24 protein-coding genes are annotated in these 25,100 nt (G+C 54.8%); 8 read left to right on the forward strand and 16 right to left on the reverse strand.

Annotated features, from left to right (window positions below; genetic code table 11):
- The first annotated feature begins 38 nt into the window (after positions 1-38).
- Positions 39-2,810 (forward strand): cystathionine beta-lyase, encoded by a 2,772-nt coding sequence (metC, locus tag GN234_RS01605; RefSeq protein ID WP_176687712.1) that lies wholly within the window; start codon positions 39-41, stop codon positions 2,808-2,810.
- Between the two features lie 60 nt (positions 2,811-2,870).
- Here metC and GN234_RS01610 read toward each other — a convergent pair whose 3' ends face one another.
- The 5 genes from GN234_RS01610 to GN234_RS01630 all read right to left on the reverse strand — a co-directional run bounded on the left by GN234_RS01610 (position 2,871) and on the right by GN234_RS01630 (position 8,000).
- The gene (locus GN234_RS01610; RefSeq protein WP_109753043.1) at positions 2,871-3,590 is read right to left on the reverse strand and encodes a sulfotransferase domain-containing protein; all 720 of its coding nucleotides are present in this window, start codon (positions 3,588-3,590) and stop codon (positions 2,871-2,873) included.
- Positions 3,583-4,542: a hypothetical protein gene (locus GN234_RS01615; RefSeq protein WP_176687713.1), complete on the reverse strand. Its 960-nt coding sequence runs from the start codon at positions 4,540-4,542 to the stop codon at positions 3,583-3,585. Before GN234_RS01615 ends, GN234_RS01610 begins: the two co-directional genes overlap by 8 nt.
- A 3-nt stretch (positions 4,543-4,545) precedes the next feature.
- Positions 4,546-5,457, reverse strand: coding sequence for a Rossmann-fold NAD(P)-binding domain-containing protein (locus tag GN234_RS01620; RefSeq protein ID WP_109753041.1), 912 nt, complete (start codon positions 5,455-5,457; stop codon positions 4,546-4,548).
- A gap of 113 nt (positions 5,458-5,570) precedes the next feature.
- Complete coding sequence (locus GN234_RS01625; RefSeq protein ID WP_109753040.1) at positions 5,571-6,854, reverse strand: hypothetical protein; 1,284 nt, start codon at positions 6,852-6,854, stop codon at positions 5,571-5,573.
- A gap of 54 nt (positions 6,855-6,908) precedes the next feature.
- A complete protein-coding gene (locus tag GN234_RS01630; RefSeq protein ID WP_109753039.1) occupies positions 6,909-8,000 on the reverse strand; it encodes a hypothetical protein in 1,092 nt (363 codons plus the stop codon).
- A gap of 770 nt (positions 8,001-8,770) precedes the next feature.
- On the opposite strand from GN234_RS01630, the gene GN234_RS01635 reads away from it, so the two are divergent.
- A complete protein-coding gene (locus GN234_RS01635) occupies positions 8,771-9,289 on the forward strand; it encodes a hypothetical protein (protein ID WP_109753038.1) in 519 nt (172 codons plus the stop codon).
- Positions 9,290-9,311: 22 nt separating this feature from the next.
- Here GN234_RS01635 and GN234_RS01640 read toward each other — a convergent pair whose 3' ends face one another.
- Positions 9,312-10,103, reverse strand: a complete 792-nt coding sequence (locus tag GN234_RS01640; protein WP_025569585.1) for a response regulator transcription factor — start codon at positions 10,101-10,103, stop codon at positions 9,312-9,314.
- 138 nt (positions 10,104-10,241) lie between these two features.
- On the opposite strand from GN234_RS01640, the gene GN234_RS01645 reads away from it, so the two are divergent.
- Positions 10,242-11,345, forward strand: coding sequence for a polyamine ABC transporter substrate-binding protein (locus GN234_RS01645; protein WP_109753037.1), 1,104 nt, complete (start codon positions 10,242-10,244; stop codon positions 11,343-11,345).
- A gap of 149 nt (positions 11,346-11,494) precedes the next feature.
- On the forward strand, positions 11,495-12,823 hold the full coding sequence (tssI, locus tag GN234_RS01650) for a type VI secretion system tip protein TssI/VgrG (protein WP_176687714.1): 1,329 nt from the start codon (positions 11,495-11,497) through the stop codon (positions 12,821-12,823).
- Between the two features lie 222 nt (positions 12,824-13,045).
- Here tssI and GN234_RS01655 read toward each other — a convergent pair whose 3' ends face one another.
- Complete coding sequence (locus GN234_RS01655; RefSeq protein ID WP_109753035.1) at positions 13,046-14,014, reverse strand: AraC family transcriptional regulator; 969 nt, start codon at positions 14,012-14,014, stop codon at positions 13,046-13,048.
- A gap of 101 nt (positions 14,015-14,115) precedes the next feature.
- On the opposite strand from GN234_RS01655, the gene GN234_RS01660 reads away from it, so the two are divergent.
- The gene (locus tag GN234_RS01660) at positions 14,116-15,366 is read left to right on the forward strand and encodes an MFS transporter (RefSeq protein ID WP_176687715.1); all 1,251 of its coding nucleotides are present in this window, start codon (positions 14,116-14,118) and stop codon (positions 15,364-15,366) included.
- A 62-nt stretch (positions 15,367-15,428) separates the two neighbouring features.
- On the opposite strand, the gene GN234_RS01665 is transcribed toward GN234_RS01660, so the two are convergent.
- Positions 15,429-15,770 (reverse strand): winged helix-turn-helix transcriptional regulator, encoded by a 342-nt coding sequence (locus tag GN234_RS01665; protein WP_162893835.1) that lies wholly within the window; start codon positions 15,768-15,770, stop codon positions 15,429-15,431.
- A 73-nt stretch (positions 15,771-15,843) separates the two neighbouring features.
- On the opposite strand from GN234_RS01665, the gene GN234_RS01670 reads away from it, so the two are divergent.
- Positions 15,844-16,413: a carboxymuconolactone decarboxylase family protein gene (locus GN234_RS01670; protein ID WP_025569596.1), complete on the forward strand. Its 570-nt coding sequence runs from the start codon at positions 15,844-15,846 to the stop codon at positions 16,411-16,413.
- Positions 16,414-16,477: 64 nt separating this feature from the next.
- Positions 16,478-17,014, forward strand: a complete 537-nt coding sequence (locus GN234_RS01675) for a dihydrofolate reductase family protein (protein WP_025569598.1) — start codon at positions 16,478-16,480, stop codon at positions 17,012-17,014.
- Between the two features lie 9 nt (positions 17,015-17,023).
- Here the strand turns inward: GN234_RS01675 and GN234_RS01680 are convergent, their stop codons facing one another.
- The 8 genes from GN234_RS01680 to GN234_RS01715 form a co-directional block, all read right to left on the reverse strand.
- Positions 17,024-18,790: a S8/S53 family peptidase gene (locus GN234_RS01680; RefSeq protein WP_176687716.1), complete on the reverse strand. Its 1,767-nt coding sequence runs from the start codon at positions 18,788-18,790 to the stop codon at positions 17,024-17,026.
- A gap of 97 nt (positions 18,791-18,887) precedes the next feature.
- Positions 18,888-19,454 (reverse strand): DUF6630 family protein, encoded by a 567-nt coding sequence (locus GN234_RS01685; RefSeq protein WP_176687717.1) that lies wholly within the window; start codon positions 19,452-19,454, stop codon positions 18,888-18,890.
- A gap of 38 nt (positions 19,455-19,492) precedes the next feature.
- Positions 19,493-19,786: a hypothetical protein gene (locus GN234_RS01690; protein WP_163858367.1), complete on the reverse strand. Its 294-nt coding sequence runs from the start codon at positions 19,784-19,786 to the stop codon at positions 19,493-19,495.
- 47 nt (positions 19,787-19,833) lie between these two features.
- The gene (arsH, locus tag GN234_RS01695; protein WP_176687718.1) at positions 19,834-20,568 is read right to left on the reverse strand and encodes an arsenical resistance protein ArsH; all 735 of its coding nucleotides are present in this window, start codon (positions 20,566-20,568) and stop codon (positions 19,834-19,836) included.
- Positions 20,569-20,864: 296 nt separating this feature from the next.
- Positions 20,865-21,026, reverse strand: coding sequence for a DUF2986 domain-containing protein (locus GN234_RS01700; RefSeq protein WP_163858372.1), 162 nt, complete (start codon positions 21,024-21,026; stop codon positions 20,865-20,867).
- A 35-nt stretch (positions 21,027-21,061) separates the two neighbouring features.
- Positions 21,062-21,985 carry a hypothetical protein gene (locus GN234_RS01705; protein ID WP_176687719.1) on the reverse strand — a complete coding sequence of 308 codons (924 nt, stop codon included), beginning with the start codon at positions 21,983-21,985 and terminating at the stop codon, positions 21,062-21,064.
- 154 nt (positions 21,986-22,139) lie between these two features.
- Positions 22,140-23,606, reverse strand: a complete 1,467-nt coding sequence (locus tag GN234_RS01710; protein ID WP_233459517.1) for an FAD-binding oxidoreductase — start codon at positions 23,604-23,606, stop codon at positions 22,140-22,142.
- Complete coding sequence (locus GN234_RS01715; protein ID WP_233459518.1) at positions 23,603-24,220, reverse strand: YebB family permuted papain-like enzyme; 618 nt, start codon at positions 24,218-24,220, stop codon at positions 23,603-23,605. The genes GN234_RS01710 and GN234_RS01715 overlap by 4 nt, the downstream gene beginning before the upstream one ends.
- Positions 24,221-24,333: 113 nt before the next feature.
- On the opposite strand from GN234_RS01715, the gene GN234_RS01720 reads away from it, so the two are divergent.
- Positions 24,334-25,068 (forward strand): helix-turn-helix domain-containing protein, encoded by a 735-nt coding sequence (locus GN234_RS01720; RefSeq protein WP_163858376.1) that lies wholly within the window; start codon positions 24,334-24,336, stop codon positions 25,066-25,068.
- Positions 25,069-25,100 lie beyond the last annotated feature (32 nt).

The following is a 25,100-nucleotide window of genomic DNA, read 5'->3' on the forward strand; positions in this document are numbered from 1 at the left end:
TCGTGCTCCAGTCACTCCATTTTTCCAGCGGGACTCCCATGAGCCAGACCATAACTCCCGGACAACTGCAGCAGTGGTTGTTCGATGGGCAGGAAATCGCCCTGTTTGATGTGCGCGAGCACGGCCAGTACGGCGAAGCCCATCTGTTTTTCGGGGTGAACCTGCCCTATAGCCGATTGGAGTTGGAGGCGCGGCGGCTGGCGCCCAACCCTCGGGTGCGGTTGGTGATCTATGACCAGGATGGCGCGGACCTGGCGGTGCGGGCGGCACAACGCCTGCAAGCGCTGGGCTACATCAATGTGTATAGCCTGGAGGGCGGCGCCGACGGTTGGCAGGCAGCCGGCTATCAGCTGTTTGCCGGTGTGCACGTACCGTCCAAGGCCTTTGGCGAACAGGTGGAGGCCGTCCGGCATACGCCTCACGTCAGCGCCCGTCAACTGGCGCAATGGCAGGCCCGGGGTGAACCCTTGGTGGTACTCGACGGCCGACCGTTGGAGGAGTATCGCAAGATGACCATCCCCGGTTCGATCTGTTGCCCGAATGGCGAACTGGGCTACCGCGTGCACGACCTGGTACCGGACGAGCAGACCCCCATCGTGGTCAATTGCGCGGGTCGAACCCGCAGCATCATCGGCGCCCAGACGCTGATCGACCTGGGGCTCAAGAACCCGATCTATGCCCTGGAGAACGGTACGCAAGGCTGGTACCTGGAAGACCTGCAACTGGAGCATGGTAGCGAGCGCCGTTATGCCGACCAGGTATCGGCCGCTACATTGCCGGCGCAGCGCTTGGCGGCGGCACGACTGGCCGAACGGGCCGGCGTGCCTACCGTCGAGGCTACTCAGGTCGAGCAGTGGGCTGCGGACGCTGGGCGCAGTCTTTTTCTCTGCGACGTGCGCACCGCTGAAGAATTTGCCGCCGGCACGCTGCCAGGAGCACAACACACGCCGGGCGGGCAGTTGATTCAATCCACCGACCTGTATGTTGGCGTACGCCAAGCGCGGGTTGTGCTGTTCGATGATGACGGCGTGCGCGCACCGATCATCGCCAGTTGGTTGCGGCAGTTGGGGCATGAGGCTTTTGTATTGTCGGGTGGGCTGAGCAGTGGCTTGGCATTACCGGTTCCAGCAGTCGTCGCGCCTGAAAAACTGCCGCTGATCAGCGTGCGGGCCTTGGCCGATGCCCTGAAGGATGACGCGGTGGCATTGATCGACCTGCGCTCGAGCAGCGCCTATCGCAAAGCGCATATCGCCGGCGCGCGTTGGTCGATCCGGCCCTTGCTGGCCGCCGCGCTGGCAGATGAACGACGGCCAGTGGTGCTGGTGGCCGATGATTCCCGGCTTGCCGCCCTGGCGGCGCTGGAGCTGCCGCACACGGCAGTGCGCTGGTTGGCCGACGGCGTGGATACCTGGCGTTCGGCAGGCCTTGCATTGCAAGAGGGTGCCCAGACGCTGGCAGATGAACAGTGTATTGATTTCCTCTTCTTCACCCACGACCGCCACGCTGGAAACAAGGACGCGGCGCGCCAATACCTGGCCTGGGAAATCGGCCTGCTGGCACAGATGAGCGCAGACGAAGTCGCCAGCCTGAAGCCGCTGCAACCAGGGTCGCAAAGCGTTGTCGGTGGGCTGGATCGCACCCGCCTGGTCCAGGGCGCGCGCCCGGAAAAAGGCAGCGGTGCCCGCTCGGTCAACGTACCGGTCAGCCGCCTGAGCACGGTGCTGTTCGACAACCTGGCACAGATGCGTGACGCCCGTTCCCGGCGCGACAGCGAGCGAGTCCTGAGTTATGGCGCCCGGGGCAATCCGACGGCCTTCGCCCTGGAAGACCTCGTCACTGAATTGGAAGGTGGTTATCGTACTCGTTTGTTTGGCACTGGCCTGGCTGCCGTGGCGCAAACCTTCCTGGCCTACCTGCGGCCTGGCGATCATGTACTGATCACCGATGCGGTGTATGCCCCGGTACGGCGCGTGGCCCGGGACTTTCTCGAAACCTTCGGCATAGAAGTCGATTACTTCGCCCCCGACGGCAGCGACCTGCCCGGACGACTGCAAGCCAACACCAAAATGGTCTACACCGAAGTGCCCGGTTCATTGCTGTACGAACTCTGCGACTTGCCGGCCATTGCCGCACTCTGCAAGCCGCGGGGCATCCTGCTGGCAGTGGACAATACCTGGGGTTCGGGCGTGCTGTACCGGCCACTGACATTGGGCGCCGACATCTCGATCATGGCCCTGACCAAATACTTGAGCGGCCACAGCGACGTGGTCATGGGCAGCGTTTGCACTCGGCAGGAGACTTGGCCGGCACTGGCGGCCATGAGCGACACCTTTGGCAATACCGTCAGCCCGGACGACGCCTATCTTGTCCTGCGCGGCGCTCGCACCCTGGCGCCACGCCTGGACATGCACGAACGACAGGCGCTGGAAGTCGCCCATTGGTTGCAGGCACAACCGCAGGTGAAGCGCGTCTTTCATCCAGCCTTGCCCGACCATCCTGGTCACGCCCTTTGGCAGCGGGATTTCAAGGGCAGCAACGGCTTGCTGTCCTTTGAGCTTCGCGAAAATGACGACACTTACCTGGAGCGATTCATCGACGCCTTGCAGGTGTTTGGGTTGGGTGCATCCTGGGGCGGGTTCGAGAGTTTGGTGACTGTCGCTGATACCAAGGACCGGCAACGTGCCGAGGATCGGGCGTTGAATCCGGTGGTGCGCTTGCATGTTGGGTTGGAGGATGTCGAGGTGTTGGTCGAGGACTTGCGGCGGGGGTTCGCACAGGCCGCTTTCGAGCCGCTCACACCCGACCGTTGAGCCTGGAAGCACTGGGGGCACAACCACACCCAGGTTGTGCGCTCCACTTGTTTGAACCTGCTAAACGCAAGCATTGCCAGATAACCTGGGCTTCAGGTTATGTAGGTTTTCATAATGCGACACGGCAACCTTCAGCTTTTTTTTGTCGAAAGAAAATGTTCTCTTTTCTATGTGTTCAGCCTTGTATTCCTGGCTACTAAGCGCTTTTTTGAGCAGTCCGGATACTTGAAAACCAGGTGGATCGTTCGGTTTTATGTATTGGTCGTACTGATCCGGGAGGGACACGCTGCCCATGGCCTTTCTGATTAAATTTATTTTATTACGGCAGTCTGCTTCATCTTCCAGGATTAAAGAAACCGAATCCATTTCCTGAAGATATTTTGTATGCATTCGCACTGTGTTGTCATAGGCTTGCGAGAGGCGTATTGCTGCCTCATCCGGAGTAACTTTAAAAGAAGCAATCCATGAGGACAAACAGTCGACAGGGTTGCGAAGAATAGTGATCAGCAGAATTTTCTTTAGGCTGAGGTTATTCGCCAAAATTTCTACTGGATCATAGGTTGCCTCCGAAGCAAGGTATGGGCCAAAGGCCTCCTTTAGCACCAGCCGTTTGCCAACAAAATCTCTAAGTGAAATTTTTGGATCAACTTTCATGTGTTCACATCTTAAAATGTGTTTTAACGGTTGGAAGATTCCTATGTAGTGAGAGGATGCGAGTGCGTTAAAGAGGAATGTGGTGCCACTTCTGCAGGGGCCAAGAATCAGCACGCAATCATACATTTAATATCTCCTTCTCAATCTGATGCGTTAAGCCCTCTAGATCAGAATAACTCCAGTCGATAGAAACAGTGCTTACCTTCTCAAACAGCGAGGTCAGAGGGAAGTCTTGTGGGGCACTAAAGCCTAGCCATTTGGGACGTTGGGGATCTATTGGAGAAAGCATCTGGCTCGCAACGATTTCCGCCGGTGATGAATCGCTTTGAATACGGGTCGGAAGAATTATTTTCTTTAGGTACACCGGTTTTTTTTGTATGCGCGATGGATCTACGTGTTCGGTAACACGTACAACTTCTTTTTTTGTGCTGCCGGGGATGACCAAGCGGATCTCTTCAAACCAACCTAGAACCTTGAATCCTTCCCCGTTTGGAATGACAGGTAATCTGTCATTGGTAAGGTAGCCCACGCCGGGTATCTGGAGAGATTGGAGCAGACTTGTTGTTTTGCCTTGGCCTTTTTCCCCGATGAAACAGAACCCGTAATCTGCGAAGGAGACAGCAGAGGCGTGGAGTATTGCTCCACCCTGGCGCTCTATCTCAGTAACAATAAGCTGTTTCAACAAGCGCTGAAAATCCTTGGCGAATGAACTGTTGTTGCGATACTCGACTTCAATGGTGTTTTTGTCTATTGAAAATAACGTTCCGGAAATGGGATTGTAGATTGTACGAGAGGTATCGGAGCTGTACTTTATAAGACCAGTACCAAAATCACTTATGGCGTTATCGGTAAGGGGGTTGAAAAAAATGATTTCTGACCAGTCAGAGAAATTGGCTTTAAAGTCAGAGGTGTTTTGGCGTAGGTTTATTTTATAATCGAAGGCGTCGTGGGGAGCCTCGCTAATGGACAGGAATGGGAAAAGGTTCGTTTTATAGAGTTCTAGAAAGGCTTGTTTTTCTGTGGAAGAATCAAAGGTTACGAGAAAAATAAATTCATCATAATAGTTTAGGTATAACATGATTTACGCCACCTTGTAGTTGGATAGTTGATCGAGGTGCATATCTATGAATTGCATGAGGCAGCTGTCACTGCAATGCAGATTTTTTCCCATCAGTGGCACGCCAATAAAGTAGCTGGAGCCTCCCGGGGTTACAATGCAAACCTCAGAGTGAGTCACTTTGCAAGTGCTTTCGTTTAAATTAGACAAGGTTTGCATGATCGCCAATGCGCATGAGTAGGAAGAGCTATTGACGACAGTATGGTATCTCTGGATTTTCCACCATTTATGGATGTCATTCTCCATGAATGTGGAGTGTAACTTCTCAAAATTGCCATTGCTCACATAATCGTCCTGCTGGTTGCGAGCCTCAGAGTAAACATCTGTAGACTTGAATCCATCAAACAGAAGTTGCTGATGAGTATTGAAATAACACTGCTCGTTCAGGTTGTGTGCACCCATCACAAAATCGACATGGGGGCACTGGAATTTCAGGCGATTGAAATCATTTTGAACGCCAACACCTACGATGAAGGAGTCGAGCCTCTCCCCTAAATAGGTGCCTAATAATGTTGTTGGGTTGGTGACCAAAATTACGTTTTTATGATTCAAGAAATCCAAGTAGGGGTCAATGACTTCCTTGTTGAGTTGGTACAGATCGCTTTTTCCGCTTCCTCGACTGGTTCGTTTTCCTGCGATCAGAATAACAGTGTCGGATTTCTGAATTGCTTGTGGAGATCGACAGATTTCAAAACTGACCAGATTATCCTGGAAACTAGCGCGGAGCTTGCATTCTTGCTCGTAGCTTTCAGCGTAAAATGCGATCGAGAATTTATTGGCTGTTTTCAGGAAAGAAACCAGTGTTTGGCCTACTTTGCCCGTGCCGCCGATGATGCAAACTTGTTTGACTGGGTATCCTTCCCTGAGTAACTTCATGTTTATCCTTTGTCACAGGCTGTAGGGATTCGAATTTTCAAACTTTACAAATGCCAAGCTGATGACGTTGTGCACGGTTCGGAGCACTCATAAAAAGTACCGTTAGAAAATGTCTACAGCGATGGCTGTAGTTGTTTTGCTTGGAAATAGTGTACGTTGGCACCTAAAAACAAGAAGCTCAACAGGTAGCAGAGCGAGTAAGTGGTTAACAAGGTGGATCCAGGCATGCTTGAGTCAGCGTACCTGAAGATATAGCCCACATAGCCTATGTAAACGACGGCGTTCATGACTATTTGAGTGATGATCGTATTGCCTAGCGCTCGGATGTGGGCTGATACGAGCATCATCAGGCTTGTGCAGCAAAACATGAAAATCAGGCTGGGGTTCAACCAGGGGTCTGCTTTATACATGTGAGCAGTAACGCCAAAAAGCTGACCGATTTCAATGCCCCATACTGCAAGGATGGCGATAGGTATAAACATGCTAAGAGCGAGGTAGCGAAAAACCATCGACGAAAGACCGGGTTTGCCATTTCTGGATACGTAGATGCTGTGAATCTGAGTAAAGGCTGAAACCGGGATTATTAATAAGGTTGTTATGCTCACGGCAATTGAAAAAATAGACACTAAGTCTTTGTCAATTAAAAATAGTTTTTTGTTTGCCATGAAAAATGCGAGTCGTTGGGACGCGAGACCAAGCCCGTTGGGGCCTCCAATTATAAAAAGGTGTCGAAGTACAGAATGATTGAAGCTGAGTTGCCAAAGCTTGAGAGTGCTGCTTTTATAGAGGTAGTAAGCCAGTTCCAAACATTCGCAGCCAAGCATGAGGTATGCAATGGTGAGCGAATAATTTTCTTTGTCGCTCAGTACGAATGCCGCGCCTGAAAAAAACATGAAAGGACAGAAGTTCATGAGTCGGGCGATGCTGCTGCTGTTGCCTTTTACGTGAGCTTCAAAATAGGCGTTAAAGAAGCTTGTAAGGATGTAGATCGAGATATAAATAAGGTACACATAGCAAAATGTCAGCGCTTTATAGTTTTTGGACAGACTGTCTATTTCACGATCGGATGTGATTGTGATCAGGTAACAAGCGGCTGCTACCAGGAATGAACAGGCAACGACCAAAAAAAAGGATGACATGAAGATATTCTGACGCGTGCGTCCTCCCTCCAGTGACAGATTTCCCACCGCCCTGAACATGAAAGTGACAACAGTCGCAGGAAATATAAATGCTGATGTGATGTAGCTGAAAAAGGCGAATTCATCGAAGTTTTTGTTTGCGACTAAAATTCCGGCAAATGCCATGCTGACAAAGGGAAAGAAACGATTTGCAGAAAACTTGATTATGCTGGAGTAGTAGAAGTTTGCATAACTTTGGTCCGTGGCAGCTGCTTTCATTTGTCGCGAATCCATTTTCAAATGATCTTGTACCGATAAGCCGCAGGCTGGTAATTATATCGCTCTATCGATTTTGTGAATTTCAAATGAGCGCGAACTGATGGCCTTGGCTGCGGCCAGTGCATCTAAATACTCAAGGCAAATGTTGTCAGGTATTTTCAGGTGCTCTCTGGCACTGTCAATAATAACGTTCACTGATTGCGCGTTGTTTATTAATGCCCAAAAAAGTGCGGCCGAGCTTGGGAGCTCTAATATCGCTTTAGACTCGATCGTGAGGTACCATCTTGACATATGAAGCATGACGCGAGCGTCCGGATTTTTCAGAATCAACGGTTCATCATTTTCTTGGTCAGTGTCGATCAGCCGGGATTCAACAAAGAAAATTTCTTCCGGCACGATATCGGCAAGGATTTTGTAATCCGTGACCATTTGATGGAATTTCTTGACAGAGTTTAAGTATTTTTTACTTTCAACTGTCGATGAAATTGGAATGGAGGAGGCGAGTTCAAGAAAACGACGGAACCCAAGATGATTCTCTCCCAGGTATCGAACTGCGTAGCGTACATGCCATTTTTCCAGGACTGATGTCGATCCGTGTATTGCCAGAAGTACACTGAGACTGTGCCTGAGTGCTTTATGCGCGCTGAAGAGTGCTGAGCGCGTGTCATCAACCAACTTGAAGCCATGCGATACCTTGAATTCACGCTCAGCGTTGAGCAAAGCTAATTCAGCGAGCCTGGTCCTGAATGTGACGACATCGAATTCTTTTTTTATACTGTCGAATGCGGGTTCTCCACTAAGGGCAATACCGGAATACACTCTATGGCAAATTAGCATTTCATAAGCGCTAACAGACGCGAGGTTTTCACCTTTTGAAATGATGTCCATTATTCTGTGTATTTTTGAGAGCGGAATTTTCGTGAGTTCTACAGGACGCTGGAGTTCCGAAATCAAGACTTCTTCCTCTGTGCAGTCATCAAATACTGCATAGATGTCGTAATCGGAATTGGGTGTAGAGATTCCTTCCGGGATGGAACCCGATAGAAAGCTGAAAATGGGTTGCGCCGTTGAGTGGAAATAGTCGTTGACTAAGTTTTTTAAGGCGTCAAGCTCTTCAATAGAAATGTCTGCTGATGTTTGTTGCATGACATACCTCCCTGTATTACTCAGTCCCATCAGCCGAAACCATCGGTGATTTTTAATGCTTGCAAGGCTGTAGATTCTAGTGAGGTTCGTGCACTTCCATGTGCATAGGCTATCCCTGCTTTACTAGTGACTACGCCGTGGCTTATTAAGCCACGCCGCCACCGCCACCACCGCCGCCACTTTTGGTGAAGGCAGCAGATGCACTGATGGCTTTCTGCTCTTGTGCACTGAGTACACGAATTGTCGTCGTCATAGCCTAATTCCTTCTAGTAAGGTTTTGTTCGAAGCAAATTACTTCGAGCCCAAAACCTAGTCTTGGACAAAACATTTGTCAAACATCGAAATATAAAAAAGTTAAAACTTTTTTTTGAAGGATATGTGCTGGCGCGCTGGGCGATAATTATGATATGTGTCCCGGTAGTGTTACGTGGCCATCATTTGTAAATTGTATTAAATATGTAATCGGCAGGTCCGCTGATTGTTATGCCTGGTGCCTCATATGCCTTGATTTTTAAAGAATTATGACTGTTGCAATAAAGTATTTAAGGTTGTCAAATGAAAACATTGATATGTGTGATACAAATCAATGATTTCGAATTCATAGCCAAGGGTGCTCGGTGGTACATGCCAACCTCAATGCACACGGCCCCAGCGCTTTGGTGAGCAAGGTTGTGCGCCTCCCCACAAAATCTATCGACAAGTGGCTACCAAATCCCGCTCCAACCGCTACCATTGCGCGCTGACCTCCCGACACCTCGGATTTCACTTTCATGAAATTGCGCCTGCTGACCGCTGTCTTGTTTTTCACCTGTACCCTGACTCACGCCGCTGAATCAAAACCCGTTCCGAAAGCCTTGGAAGAACAGATCGGGCACCTGGTAGCACTCATCAAGGACAGCTATGCCACCGGCTATCCTGAAGCGACGCTGGTGCAGACGCTGGATACCGGCGAGGACAGCCAGGTCACTCTCGCGGTCTTCACCGTCGAGGGTTTCGGCATGGGCAACAACTACAGCCAATACCTGGCGGCCTTTACGCCCGAAGAGAACGAAGAAGGCGTGCCGCATTACAGTCTGTTGGACGTGATGCGCATCGGTGGCGACAGCTGGCGTGCCATCGACAAATTGGATGCCAAGTTGGTGAGCGACCCGACGGGTGAGCAGACCCTGATCGACATTCCCGTGATGGAGAATACCGACGACGATGCGCCGAATTTCCCAAGCAAGGCTTCCGTGATTCACCTGTCCCTGGAAGGTTCACAGTCACTGCGATTGGTGGAGAAAAGGTAAGCCTCTCAGCTCGGTCGGATTTTCAATTTGTAGCGGGAATATTCTGTTTTGGCATGAAAAATCGAGCAAACAGCTCAGATTGCGACTTGATATTCAATTTTGCGTAAATGTTGCGGCGGTGAACTTTTATGGTTTCCGCCGAGAGGGAGAGCTTTCCGGCTATTTCTTTATTGGAGAAGCCGCTGAGTAATAAGCGGAGTACGTCACTTTCGCGTGCTGTTATTTGTGTGCCAAGCTGGTTGACCGTTTCTGGCCACAAAGGCGGCTCAGTCAGAGTTTTTTCTTCGTCAATTTCAAAACCCATGCGCTGATGCATCAATGCAGTCACCCATGGCTTGATAATGTCGAGCATGGTTATTTGTTCTTGGCTAAAGCGGGCTTTGCTGCCGATGGAAATGCATAACGTCCTATCGGGGTCGAGCTGGACATTGTACTGTGCTTCATCCATGGAGATGTATTGTGCAAAATACTGATGATAATACTCGGTCTCCAGAAAATACTCCGGTGCAATATCCAATAGATGAAAGAAGCCGCTCTGTGGGTTCTCTCGGTTGGCTATATAAAATGGATCCAGCAGATAAAGCCCTTTCACATAGCGATGAGTGAATGCATCAATCTCTTCCGCATCGGCTACCTCGGGAAGACTGACGACCTGCACGTGTTGACTACTGAAAATCAATACAACCCAATTATCGATCTGGACATATTCATTTAATGTGCGGACCAGCGAGCTCCAGAATTCCGGACGGTTCAGTTGCATGATCAGCTTTCCAATCGATCGATGCCAAGCCAGGCTGTGGAGGTCAAACGGCATTTTCTACCCCTTTAGGGTTAGGGATTCTTCGGTCAAGGGTAAGTATTCGTAGGTATTTACTATTTAGTCGCACCCGGTATATTCGCTGCCAGGGTTTACGATGGCCATGAGGGCATATCGTCTTGACAAGGATGTTGCATGAGAAAGTCACATTTGCGAACCATTTTTTCGGCCACGCTTCTCTGCGTAGGGATAAGTACATCAGTGGCGGCTGTAGAGCCTGGGATGTATCTGTATAACTGGTTCGGGTTGCTCGCGCCGGAGACGCCAAAGGAGTTTGAGCAGGAAACTGGCACGAGCGTGCACATGGATGCGTTCGACAGCGCAGAAATCATGCAGAGCAAAGTCATGGCTGGGCGCACGGGATACGACGTGGTCGTGGCGACCTCCAATGTGTTGCCAAGCCTGATCCAGGCAGGAGTCCTTCAGCCTTTGGATCGTAATCAGCTGAGTAACTTTTCACATATCGACCCTGATATCTTGTCCCAACTCGCGGTCAATGATCCTGGTAATCGCTATGCTGTGCCCTATTTATGGGGTACTACCGGCATTGGCTATGACATTGACAAAGTCAAAGCGGCATTGGGTGATGATGCTCCGGTGAATAGCTGGGATCTGATCTTCAAAGAGGAAAACATCAGCAAGCTTCAGTCGTGTGGTGTGGCAATGCTTGATTCTCCCAGTGAGATCATTTCGATTGCTTTGAATTATCTGGGACTTCCTAGCAACAGCAAGAATCCGCAGGATTACCAAAAAGCTCAAGCCCTGCTGTTGAAAATCCGCCCCTACGTCCTCTATTTCGATTCGTCCAGAATCGACGCCGACCTGGCTGACGGCAATATTTGTGTCGTTGTGGGATGGGCCAATGGTGCCCTTGCTGCACAGGCCATCAACGAAAAGGCCAACACGGGGCGCAAGATTACCTACAGTCTTCCTCGCGAAGGCGCGCTGTCCTGGTCGGAGAATCTGGTACTGCTAAAAGATGCGCCCCATCCCAAGGAGGGGTTGGCGTTCATTAATTATATGTTGCGACCGGAAATTATCGCCAAGACCTCAAACCACACGCTGTACCCTAACGCCAATAAAGATGCCGCTGAATTTGTCGAGCAGAAGCTGCGAGATAATCCTTGGATTTATCCAGATAGAAAGACGATCGCTACACTCATTCCTCTTGAGCCACTGCCATTGAAACTGGAGCGAATCCGCACGCGGATCTGGACCAAAGTGAAGAGTGGTGTGTGAGCTGACTTTTTGATGTCTGGAAAGTAAGACGTAAACACCGATATAGAGGGGCGCTGGGCTGCTGGGTTGATATCTGTTAATTCATCAGTCCGGCATTATCCAGTGTCTTCCGGTCCATTGCGCCGCCTTATGTAAAAAGAGAACAGCGGATGTTCAGCCCAGTCAATCAAACGTATTTCAGTTTGACAATCGACGGTTTCGAGCACGACTTTCAAGTGCTCGCATTCACTGGAGAAGAGGCGATCAGCAGGCCTTATCTCTTCAACGTGGAGTTTGTTAGCGAACGGTCTGACCTGGATCTCGAAAATCTCTTCGACAAAGAAGCTTTTCTGACGTTAGACGCGAAGGGTAGCGGCATTCATGGACGAATCTATCACATCGCTCAAAGCGGTCATCGCCAGCATTCGACATGTTACAGCCTAGCGCTAGTACCGCACCTGTCCTACTTGCGCCACCGCATCAGCCACAGGATCTATCAACAGTTCTCGGTGCCGAAAATCGTTGCCTTGATATTGGAGGAACACGGCATCGTGGGCGACGCCTATCGGTTTCATCTGAAGGCAACCTACCCGGAGCGTGGCGACTGCACCCAGTACGACGAAACGGATTTGCACTTTATTCAACGCTTGTGCGAAGAAGAAGGTATCCACTTTCACTTCCAGCACAGCGCTCAAGGTCATGTGTTGGTTTTTGGTGACGATCAGGCGGTTTTTCCCAGGATCGGACAGCCCACCGCCTATCGGCAAGAGCGCGACAGGATGTCCAGCGAGCCATTGATCAAGCGCATCAACCTGCGTCTGGGACAGCTCACCAGTCGTATCTCGCAGCGCAACTATGATATCGAGCAACAGCTGGACGTTGAAGAAGATGGCAGGCTGGAGCGTTTCACAGGTCATGAGCACGGCAAACAGATACGTCTTCGTGCTATGGAGCGTCGCCATGCAGCTTATCGTCAAGCCGAAGGGCAGAGTGACCAGGCTCGGTTAGCCAGCGGCCATGTGCTGGAACTCTCAGGCCATCCACGCCAGGAGTGGAACGCCCTATGGCTACTGACTAAGGTCATTCACGAAGGCCGGCAACCACAAGTAATGAATGAGGACGTCGCCAGTGGCAACACTGCGAACGAAGATGACGTCCATCAGGGTTACCGCAATCGCTTTATCGTTCTTCCATGGAATGTTTCCTATCGTCCGTCGTTGGCCCACAAAAAACCTCGGATGCCAAGTAACCAGACCGCTGTAGTCATCGCTCTGGAGGACGAAGAGATCCAGAATGATCGGCTCTTCGCAAGGATCAAGGTCAAGTTCCCCTGGGACCGCGAGGATAGATTTGACGACAAGAGCCGTTGTTGGCTGAAGAGGGGCTCCGACTGGAGTTGTGAGATTGGGCCGCCCCGGACGGGTATGGAGGTAATGGTCACATTTCTTGAAAACGACCCCGATCAGCCGCTGGTCAGTGGGTGCTTGTGTTGTCGTTAAGGGCGTCCTGCCGCTGCTTTGCTTAGGGGCACGGTTGATACTGCTGAGCATCAGCTTTTGGGCCAGACTCCATCATTCCTACCGGCCGACTTCGGCCAGAAGCGGACGGTGGGAATCTAACCTAATGCGCCTGCTATTCTTGGTCATTGAACGAAGAGGAATAGTCAGGTAATGGGAAAAATCAAAGAGTTGGATGAGCTCACCCACCACTTCCGCTCGGCTTCAGGAAACAGCGGACTGCCTCGACTGACGACTCAATCCAGGCGTCTTGCCGGTAATGCGCTTGAATGCGCGGCTGAAAGCGGCCTGAGAGGTATAGCCCAAGCGCTGCGCCACCTCTTCAATCGGTAGTCTTTCGAGCGTCAGCCACTGGCTCGCAAGCCGCATCCGCAATTCGGTGACGTAGCGTAGCGGGGCCATGCCAATCGTCATTTGGAAACGGTCGGCGAAGACCGAGCGCGAGGTGTTGCATTGCTCCGCCAGCTGAGCAACGGTCCAATCGCGCCCCGGTTGTTGATGCAGTGCCAGAAGTGCATTTGCCAAGCGTGGATCGCGCAATGCGGCGACCAGGCCAGAGGCATTGCCGCAGGCGCACTCCACCCAACCGCGAACGACCATGGCGGCCACCACGTCGGCCAACCGCGCGAGGATGCCGGCGAAGCCGATACGTGCGGCGCTGACCTCGCGCTCCATGGTGGTCAGGATAGGCACCAGCCCGGGGTAACGCTGGCCACCGGCATCAATCAGCATCAGGCCCGGCATCAGCCGGCCAAGGCCATGGATACTGCCCAGTTCAAACTCCATGCAGCCACTGAACAGAACGGTGGTCGGCGTGGGGCTGGCATCGGTTCCGGTATCCACCGCGCTGACGGCATCACCAAGGGGGGCGCCGTCTAGACGGTCGATGTCCTGAACAGGCACGTCCGTATGGGAAAGCAACTGATGGGCCGCGCCATGGGCGATGAAGATGGCGTTGCCGGCAGTCAGCGCATACGTTGTCCCGTCTTCCATCTGCAGCACCGCATTGCCGACCGCCAGAAAGTGGAACCAGGCATGCCCCGGTTTGGCTGCGAAGCCCAGGCCGAAGGTTGGACCGGCTTGGATACGCCGGTACTCGACGCCACGCAGGCGCATGCCGCGCAACAGCTCATTGATGAGATCCGAGGAGAGAGCAAACTGATCTGTAGGCATGGTCAGGTGTTTCGGTCAAAAAATCGAGGTTTTCGATCATAGATCATCCAGTTTCTCGCGCCTAGACTGCGGGTCGCGATTAAGATTGGGAGATCCGTGCAATGACTGACTGTGTTTGTAATGCCGTATCCGACAGCCGTCCCGGCGTCGGGCTGGATGTGGAACCTGCAACCCCCGCGTGGATGGCAGTCTTCTCGTTGGCTATGGGGGTGTTCGGATTGCTGACCGCTGAGTACCTTCCGGCCAGCCTGTTGACGCCGATGGCTACCGATCTGGGTGTGTCCGAAGCGCTGGCTGGCCAGGCGGTAACGGTGACAGCAGTGGTGGCACTGTTCGCTGGCCTGCTGGTGCCAGGCCTGACCCGCGGTATCGACCGTCGCTGGGTGCTGCTGGGTTTTTCCACGTTGATGATCGTATCCAATCTTTTGGTCGCCGTTTCCTCCAGTCTCGCGGTGCTACTGGTGATGCGTATCTTGCTGGGTATTGCCCTTGGCGGGTTCTGGAGCATGGCGGCAGCGGTGGCGATGCGCTTGGTACCGGGGGCTTTGTTGCCCCGAGCGCTGTCGATCATTTTCAGTGGCATTGCCGTCGGGACGGTGGTTGCGGTCCCGCTGGGCAGTTACCTGGGTGGGCTATATGGCTGGCGCAGCGCGTTCTTTGCCGCGGCGGCGGTAGGTGTGGTGACCCTGGCTTTCCAGTCGTTCACGCTGCCACGCCTTGCGCCGCGCACACCGGCACGCCTGCGCACCGTACTCGAGGTGTTGCAGCGCCCGGGTATCGCCATGGGTATGTTCGGTTGTGTGCTGGTGCACAGCGGCCACTTCGCGATGTTCACCTATGTTCGGCCATTCCTCGAGGGCACTACCGGCATTGGCCCGCAAGGGCTGTCGCTGATGCTGCTGGGTTTCGGTGTGGCGAACTTCGTCGGCACGTTGTTGGCCGGGTGGCTGCTTGAGCGTCGTCCACTGGCCACGCTGGTGTTGATGCCCGCGCTGGTGGGCGTTGCAGCGCTGGCGTTGGTGCTGTTGCCGGCCTCGGTGCCGGGGCAGGCGGTACTGCTGGCGATCTGGGGTCTGGCCTTTGGTGGTGTGCCAGTGGCGTGGTCGAACTGGGTCGCCAGCGCAATACCCGATCAGGCGGAAAGCGCCGGGGGCATGGTGGTGGCGTCTGTGCAGTCGGCCATCGCAACAGGCGCCGCCGCTGGCGGTGCGATGTTCAGCCTCGGTGGCAGCGCAGGCGTATTCGTAGCGGCGGCCGTGCTGATGCTGCTGGCCGCGTTGCTGATTGCGTTGCGTGTGCGAGTCCCTTCTATCCGTGGCAGTGCCCAGGCCAGGCCGGCGCTGCACCTTTGAATGGGGCAGTCGCGTTCACTTGCCGGAGGCCAGGACCTCATTGATGCAACGAACCGGGTTGTTCAAAATGAATCGAGTTCCCGCTCCAGGCAGTCTGCCCATTTGCCCGCAAACCGATAGAGGGGCATGAATGCCTCCGATAGCTCCAAGCCAAGTGGTGTGAGGCTGTAGCCGCTGTCGACTCTCTCGACAATGCCCGCATCGCGCAGCTCATTGATTCTGCTTTGCAACACGGTGGGAGAGATGTCTCCCGCCGCACTTCTTAAAGCCCTGGAACTCATGGCGCCATCACGCAGTTCCCAAAGGACCCTTAGCGCCCATTTTTGTCCGAGTAAGTCCAGGAGCGCCATGATTGGCCGGCGTCCCTTGAGTATTGATGAAGCGCAGCCGTGGTTATCATTCATCGTTATTGACCTTGCTTGCTACATATTCAGTAGCGATTATCCTTGCTACACATTTGATAGCGGAGGATACGCGATGTCACGAATCAAAGCACTCAATGAACCCTACCCAGACGAAGTCAGGGCGGATTTCGACAAGATAATGGGAGTAGGGGTACCGCCTCTCGTTCTATTCTCGACCGTTGCATGCAGTGATCGCGCGTGGCGAAAATTCAAGGGAGGTTCGCTGCTCGATGGCTCTCTGCTGAAGCTTCGCCAGAGAGAACTCGTCATCAATAGGGTTTGTGCTCGCACGGAGTGTGAATACGAATGGGGGGTGCATGTGATGGCCTTCGCACAGGCCGCCGGGCTTACCAGAGAAGAGGTCGCCGGCACATTGGAATATCCCCTTCGCCCAGGGCTGTGGCGCGAGGAAGAGGCCGCTCTGCTGATCGCGATCGATGCGCTTCATGACCGAGCAGCGTTGAGCGATGAAGAGTTCTTGGCCCTCAGAAAGCATTTCGACGACGATCAGATCCTGGAAATTCTAATGCTCGCGGGCTTTTACCGTACGGTCTCCTACATTGCGAATGGCCTTTTATTGCCGCTGGAGCAAAATGCTGCGAACTTCAGTGAATATCGGAAAGGGAGGCCAGCCGAACATTGATGGGTTCTGGTCGAAGTCTTTCTCGGGTCCAACCGATATACGCGCTTTCAACAAGGAGTCCCAATTGCCCACCGCCCACGTTTTCATCGCCACCAGCCTGGATGGCTTCATCGCCCGGCCCGACGGCGACATCGACTGGCTTCTACAGCGCGACGATCCATCCGAAGACCACGGCTATTCAGACTTCATCGCCGACAAGGACGTCATCGTGATGGGGCGTGGGAGCTATGAGAAGGTACGGACCTTCGACACCTGGTTCTACGACCGGCCCGTGGTGGTGGTGTCTGAGCAGTTAGCCGATTCGCCAGTGCCCGAGGTGTTGAGGGGCAAGCTGCGTTTCTCCAGCCTGGCACCCAAGGATTTGATGACGGAGCTGGCAAGCCAAGGCGTGCAGCGCGTCTATGTGGATGGCGGACAGGTGGTGCAGTCGTTCCTGCGCGATGGCTTGGTCACCGATATGGTGATCACCACCGTTCCCGTGTTGATCGGCTCGGGGCGGCCGTTGTTCGGGGGGCTTGGGCGGGATGTGGATTTGCAACTCGTATCCAGCCGCAGCTTTCCTTCGGGGCTGGTGCAGTCCACCTACCGATTGGTCCCATGACCCGCCGACTCAGCGTACACGGTCGCGGCTTTGCACCGCCAGGTCCAGGGCCTTTTGCATATCCAACCGTGCCGAGCGGCCGACGTCTTTGTCGTTTAGCTGGTAGCGACGCTCCGACGGCAGGATGGGCGCGGTGAGGTCTTCGGCGTCCATCTGTTCGAAGTCGTGGTTGTCGCCGATGGTCATGGCGCTGCGGCGTAGCAACATGCGCAGTTGTTCGGGTTGCAGTTGCGGGTTGATGGACAGCATCGCCGCCAGCAGGCCCGCGACCATGGGGGTGGCGTAGGAGGTGCCGCAATGCACTGCGCTGTCCTGGCCGGCGCTGGTCGTCGAGGCGTGGGCGCAAGCGGCGGCGGTGATGTCGACGCGCATGTCGATGTTCGAGGAGCTGCGTTTGACCGCATAGGCCGGGTCGTCGACGCCGACATCAGTGCGCTCGCTGCGCTGGTGCCCGCCGACCACCAGCAATTGTTCGGTGATGAAGGAGGAGGGCAGGCGGTATTCATCGCTGCCCGAGAACGAAGATCCATTGCCGGCGGAGTTCACCACGATCACGTCAGGATGTTCCTTGCGCAGCCAGAGGAAAAACTCCTCCAGTAGCTCCTCGTAACCACCCATGGCGATGCCCGAGCGCAGCAGCGAGTCGACGTCATCGCCCTTGATGTCTTTGGCGCCGACGCGGTGGATGCCCCAGCTCCAGTTCAGCACGCGCACGCCGTCTTCCACGAGGTTGACCGAGGCGGCGATATTGGCGGTGATCCCGGCATCGGAATTGCGTTCGACGATGACCTCGAAACCACCACTGGCCTTGTCCAGGCCGCGGAGGAAACCGGTGTTGCCGCTGTCGTCCCAACGCGCGGCGAGGATGCCAGCGACGGTCGTGCCGTGGTTGTCCGACTTGTCTGCATCGCGTGCGTAGACACAGGTGCGCGGGGGCGAGCAGGCGCCGACGTTGTCTGCGAAATCCGTCGTGTCGAAATCCACATCGCGCTCGATCAGGCCGATGCGCACCGGCTGCGGTTGGATGGGTGGTTGTCGCCCGGGGATACGGCGTTGGTAATAGTTCACCGCGTCGAGAAAGCGATTTGCGGCCCATTCGTCGGAGTCCAGGGCCGGTTTCTTCGGTTCTTCTGGATGAGTTGCGGCCTGCTCGGTTTCTTCGGCCGAGGACTCCTCGATCACCACAGCATCCACGCTGGTCTCGCTGCCCAGGCGCAGCACCAGGGCGTCGCGCTGCACCAGGTCCTTGGCCGGCAGGCGCAGCTGATACAGATTCAGGGGCGAGATGCTGCCGACCACTTTTGCCCCGTACTTCTGGGCCAGGCGCTCGGCTTCCTGGCGGCCATCACGGTCTTCCTCGATCAGCACGCTGACCAGGTCGACGTAAGTGGTCAGGCCGTCCATGTTCTTCGCCACTTCGTCCGGCCCGGCAGCCAGCACGTGACTGTTGCGCAGGGTCAGCCAGGCGGCATTGCTGGCGCGCGGGCCGTCCTGCAGCCAGAGTGGGCCGCTCTGGTAATTGGCGCCGTCCAGGCGCAAGCGCAGGTTTTCCCCTTCACGCTGGACCGCATCTGCGGGTATCGTCTTGGCGCCCAGGTTCAATTGCGGCGTTCCGTCTCCCAGCCCGCGTACGGTCAGGCACCAGTCTTGGTGCTGGGTTTCCAGCAGGTCGCCGCAGCGTTTCAGGTTTTCCAGCCGCAGGGGTTCAGGCGCAGCGGTCGCTGTGCCGGCATTGAACGTGAACAACGTGGCGAGGGCAGCGAATCGTAGGAGCATGAGCCAGGTTTCTTTGCCGAGGGTCTTGTTGCTCCGACTGTTACGTCGCTCGCTTCGTTCAGCGGGATAACGACACTCAGCGAGTACCCGTTCCGGTTCAGAAGCTTTCGAGCCGCACTTCAAGACCCGCGTGCCGTGCGAGCTCGATCATGGCTTCAACCTGGTCGGCATTGGCGATGAAGCCGATATACTCGTCGCCACCGGAGTTCAGGTGCAGATAGCGTTTGTCGAACGCCGCCAGCCATTGGTCGAGATTGGCCAGCGTCTCCGACATCGACAGCGGGCCCTCATGGCGGTAGGGGTAAATTTCTTTCACCCCGCTGGCGCTGACCAGATAGGGCACCAGATATTCGAAACCATCAAAGCCGTTCCAATCGACGCCTAGCAAAGCCAAGTGTTCGAGCTTCTGGCCCCGGTCTGCATCCAGCACACCGTCCACCAGCGCGGTGGCCGGCTCCTGGCCCGAGCCGTAAATGCGCAGCACGCGCCTGACCAGCCTGGCACGTTCGGCTTCTGGCATGCGGGCCAGTAGGGCTTGCGTGAACGTCTTGAGTTCGGCGCGATAAGGATGCAGCTCCCGCATGATCGCCGCGTCGCTGACGGTCGTTTCCTCCGGTGGAGGCAAGGTAAAGCGGCCACCGAACAAGCGATCAAGAATGCCCATTCCCTTTCCTTAAGTCGTCCATTCTTTCTAGCCAACCGTTATACGCGCTCAACGTGAACGCGATACTTGATGTCCCGATCAAAATGATCTTCTGGGTTTTCGTAAGCTTCAAGCTTTTCCAGGAACCCTGCTTGCTCAAGGATCAGCAAATCCTCAAGGGTCCAATCAAACGGGAAGTCGCTGGAAAAGCTTTCACCCTGGTACTCAACCCAGTGAAAAACCGGGAAGGGCAGGTAACCGAGCCACTCTGATCGATAGGTGATCTCGTCGGATTCGCTACTCGTTACCACGGCGCGGATCTTGTGTTTGATCGCTTCTTGACGTTCATCCATGGTGTTTCGATCCTGACTGTTTACCACTGGCGTCCCAACCACCGCGCCTAGATAGACCTCTGGTTAACCCGCTTGGAGAGCGCTTCGGCGCTTTCCTTGCGCTCGGAGTAGCGGTCGACCAAATAGTTTTCTCGGCCGCGCACCAGCAAGGTGAACTTCATCAGTTCCTCCATGACATCGACAACCCGGTCGTAATAGGACGATGGCTTCATGCGCCCGGCTTCGTCGAACTCAAGGAAGGCTTTGGGCACGGAAGATTGATTGGGGATCGTGACCATGCGCATCCAGCGACCCAGCACCCGAAGTTGGTTCACCGTGTTGAAGGATTGCGAGCCGCCGCACACCTGCATCACCGCCAAGGTCTTGCCTTGCGAAGGGCGAATCGCACCCAGGGCGAGCGGGATCCAGTCGATCTGCGCCTTGAACACCGCCGACATCGAACCATGGCGTTCTGGCGAGCACCAGACCTGGCCTTCCGACCACATCACCAGGTCGCGCAGTTCCTGCACCTTGGGGTGATCGACGGGGGCATCGTCCGGCAGCGGCAGCCCGGAGGGATCGAAGATTGCGATTTCGGCGCCCATGAGCTCCAACAGGCGTGCCGCTTCGCGGGTCAGCAATTGGCTGAAGGAGCGCTCGCGGGTTGATCCGTACAGTAAAAGTATGCGCGGTTTGTGCTGTGGCTCTGCGCCCTTTGCGAGCTTTTCCGATGTGGGTGCATCGAAGAGCGACAGGTCAAGATTTGGAAAGTCATTCGGGTTTTCGCTGGAGGACTCGGTCATCACAAATCTCCAATCCGGAACGTGAACAGGACTTGCATGGATGGCTCCTGCCGCTTTTGGCGGACATCAAGGGCTCAAGTGCAGAGCCGAAAGAGTGATCGATATATGGATGCGTGCATATTCGTATTTCCATATATTTATCGCAAGTCGCAATTATCTGACTGCCTGGGATTTTACTGATGGCAGATGACGACAAAGGGGAAGGGCGGCAGCCTGGAGCCAGCCCGGCAGAACTGAAGCTCAAGCTTGAGATCAGCAGCGAGGCGCAGCGCTTCAGAGGAGGGTGGTGATGTGGATCAGCTTTCCGCGGGCGTGATGGGCGCATCACTGGCTTCAGCCGCCAGTTTCAGTCGGTCGGCTTTGCTGATGTATTGATTCTTGCTTTTGGGCGCCAGCTTGGCACTGGCCTTTTTGGCGTTAGCCTTCAATAACTGGTTTATTTTCTTGCGGCGATTCATGTCGTTTTGCTCAGCGTGTCAATGTTTGGATGGTATCAGCTTTCCGTTTTCTCAGGATTTTTCCTGATGTTGGCAACGGGCTTCACCCGGCGCTCGATGATGATCGAGTCATTCGGAATCTCCAGCCGGATCGCCGTTTCCTCGGTGCGCATTTCAATGAGCGTCGAGTTGCCCACACCTCGGAAAATCACCGTCGCATTTTCAAAGCGTTTGTAATTTTCCAGCGGGGAATCCTTAGGGGCTGGCAACAGGTTGGCATAAGGTGGTTTCACCAGAATCGTGGCCCTTTCTATGCGTATTTGCGCGAAGCGCATGGCCGCTTGCAGCAAGTCCGAGGTCACGCCTCCCATGAGCAGGGGCGTCAGCAGGATGACACAGACAATCATCGCCCTGGTTTTCTTCAAGGGTTTCATTTCAGCATGGGGCTTGTGCTCAGGATGCTCTGGACCGGTGACTTCAAGCGCTGCTTTTATTTTCTTGTTCTGCTCCAGATAGGCTGAGTAAACGATGTACTGAAAAACGGGCAGAAGGATAAGCGGGATGTGTTCCAAGGGGCTTCTGCGGGTAAGGAAATAAATGGTCACTGCGCCGCATATTCCAAAAAACACCGAGAAGAACGTAATTTTCGGTCGCTTGAATTCCAGTATGTTTTTTTTACCGGTGACTTTTCCATGTAGCCAGGCGAAACCTCTAAGCACGGGAATGAAAAATTGGGAAAGCAGCACCCCGGCCGCCGTGACGGAAACTGAAAAGTAAACACACACCAGCCCAAAGCAAAATGCCGCGACCAGAAATAACAAGCTGTCTCCAATCGAGACGCCTTGTGGGTAATGGCCGTTGCTCAATAGGTAACTGACGATGCACGTGCCGCCGATCAGTAATCCTATTTTTGCTGACAGAGAGAGAAGCTTTGTAGCGATCTCAATCTGCTTTTCGAGTCCCGTGGTTGCTTCCTGCATCACCCAATCTCCTTGATATTACGCATAGGATGGTCGTTACCTGACTCATCGCTCTGTGGGTAGCATAGTGATGATTTTGCTTCTTGTGGCGAGGCGGCAGCCGAGGTCTGTCGCGGGAGAGATCCGTGGACCTGGCCCCCGTCCTCCGGCCACGCTATCCCACGTAATACTTATCCCAAAGCTTGTTCCGGAATCGTTTCTGCGGATCGAACCGCGCCTTGAGTGCGAACAACCGTTGCGCCCCGGGATAGGCCCGCGAGAACTGTTGTCGCGTTGCATGCAACTGATAGGGCAGGTAGTAGGTGCCCCCAAACGCCAGGGCAATATCGATCAGTTCGCGTGTCCATACGCCGACCTTCTCGCGGTCGGCCACGCCAACGTGTTGCCAGTAATAAAGTACGAATGAAAAGACTTCCTCCCGTGCCCAGGACAGGCACGAGTCAGGGGTGGGTGGCGCGTGCCGGATGGAAATGTTGATGGCATCGACGTCATGCACCTTGAGTAGATCGGCCATTTGCATGACAAACGCGTTGAGGTGGGCCACCGGTACAAAATATTCCTGCAACGCGTAGGTGCTATTGCGGGTAGCGATCGGTCCGAGGGAGGCGACGTCCCGGCTGGCCTCGTAATTGCGGCGTACCACCGGGTGGCTGAGGTAGCGTAATGGATCGACCACATCCTTGCGAAGCAACGGGCCGCCGGGGAGTCTGGCCACGCCCCACATGATGGTTTGATCGAATGTGTACGATTGCCCCGGTGCAACCAGCCGATCTTCGACGGTCAGCGCTTTTTCCGTGGCGTACCAGGTGATGGCGGTGGCCTGGTCAAAGTTGGGCGGCGCCAGATCGGCGTTGTGCAGGATTGCCTGATCGTTTCCGCGGATCTGCTCATTGAAAAATTTAGGGTAATCGGCAACCGGCATGTGGTGTACCTGGCGTTCCATCGTGACGTTGGATGCCAGCTCCAATTCGATTTCTGTGATGACGCCCATCGCGCCATAGCCACCGATGGTTGCGTGAAACAGGTCGGTATTTGTGGTGCGAGAGGCTTCCACGACTGAACCGTCGGCGAGCACCAGTTGCAAGGCGCATACCGAGTTGTTCATCGGGCCGGCACTGACGTAACGCCCATGAGCGTTGACTGACAGCGCCCCGCCGACGGTGAAGTTGGCGTAGCTCTGCATGATCTTTACCGAAAGATCGTCTGGGTCGATGACGGTTTGAAGGTCGCGCCAGCGCATTCCTGACTGTACGCGTATGACCTTTTGCTCAGGTGAGTAGCGGATGACTTGATTGAACTGACGCATATCGAGGTGCAGGCTGTCTTCGGTGGCAATCTGTCCACCCATGCTGTAGCGACCACCCCCGATGCTCACCGGGCCTGCCCACAGGGCCAACGCCTGTCGGATCTCATCGGTGGTGCGCGGAGCCAGCAGGCGATTCACCCAGACCGGGTTGAGTCGTGTCACATCGTTGACCAGGACGCCCGAAGAGGCTGCCCAGGACGACCAAGGCGACAGCACGCCGAAGGCAACCCCGGTCATGCCTGCCTGAAGCAGGCTGCGCCGGGTGAGACAGGGCGACGATCTTGAAGGGTCAAACACCTGTGCATCGTTGGTCATGCGGTGTCACTCAGTTGTGAATCGAAAATGACACGCACGTCCGGGCTTTGAAGCAGGCTGGCCGGCGTGACGGTACGACGTCGCCAAGGAATTCGGCCGAAATACCACAGCCGCCAGAAGGCCAGGTTCGGATCGGCATTATCTTGCAGCAAGGTCGCGAACGTCTCCACCTCACCGAGCTGGAGGTTCGTCGCTTCATCGATCACCTCACGCACGAAACGAGAGCAGAACTGGCGCCGCGAGCTTATGTTGAAGCCGGTGTCATAGAACGTACCCAGCCGATGATCGGCGGCGTTCTGAAGCGCCTTGCGTTGCGTGTCGGTGAGTGGCCGCGTGAGCCTCGCCACTGTGCAGCGTCCATGCTCGGAGCGCTTGATAAACCGGGTGAGCGAGGTGGTGCGCGAAAGCGGAAACGTGCTTTCTGCAATCAACGGCTCACCACCATGGTTGTCGACCACCACACCCACATGGTTCGTCCATGAGTTCGTCGCATTGGCGACTTCCAGGAAGGGCCGCGCGGTGACCCGGATGAACACCATATCGCCAATCTGCAGATCGACCATGGATGGTCCGCCTGATGTTGGAGAAACGTGCGCTGCATTTTTGCTGAACATGCTGACCTCTCGGCTCTGTTGAGCTTCAAGCATGGGGAGGTGGTTGCGTAATTCGCAACTTGTTCGTGCGTATTTCGCTAAGCTGATACCGACGGTATCGGATATCAATACTTATGACCCAGATTACTCAACTCATCTCCACCCTGAAGCAACGCCTCAAGGCCGCCGGCATGACCTATCGGGACGTTGCCCAAGCGCTCGACCTGTCGGAGCCCAGCGTTAAGCGTTTGCTCGCCAGCGGTCGCCTGACGCTCGAACGCCTGGCCCAACTCTGTGAGTTGCTGGGCCTGACGATGGCGGAATTGCTTCAAGAGGCAGAGCGGTCGGCCCCACGCCTGCAGATGCTGACGCGTGAGCAGGAAGCGCAACTGGTCTCAAACGAAAAGTTATTGCTGGTGGCGGTGTGTGCGCTGAATCACTGGTCACTGGAAGACATGGTGTCTGCCTACTGCGTGTCAAAAGCCGAGTGCATCAAGCATTTGTTGGTGTTGGAGCGGATGGGCCTGGCGGACCTGAAGCCGGGAAATCGCATCAGGTTGCTGGTCGCGCGGGATTTCGATTGGCTGCCGGACGGCCCTATCCGAGGGTTCTTCCTGCGACAGGGTTTGCCGGATTTCATGGCGAGCCGATTCGACGTCCCCGATGAAACCCTGCACTTTGCCCATGGCATGCTGACCCAGCCCGCTTACGCCCAGTTGCAAGTCGACATCCACAAGTTGCGCAGCAAACTGGCGGCGCTTCATAACGAATCGTTGACCGCGCCGCTGTCCGAAAAACGTGGGACTGCGCTGTTGCTGGCGATGCGCGTTTGGGAGCCGCAGGTGTTCAGGCAGCTTAAGCGGGGGTAGATCGATAGGTCACTTGTGGATGAATCGACTGG

This window comes from Pseudomonas bijieensis (assembly GCF_013347965.1).
Lineage (GTDB): Bacteria > Pseudomonadota > Gammaproteobacteria > Pseudomonadales > Pseudomonadaceae > Aquipseudomonas > Aquipseudomonas bijieensis.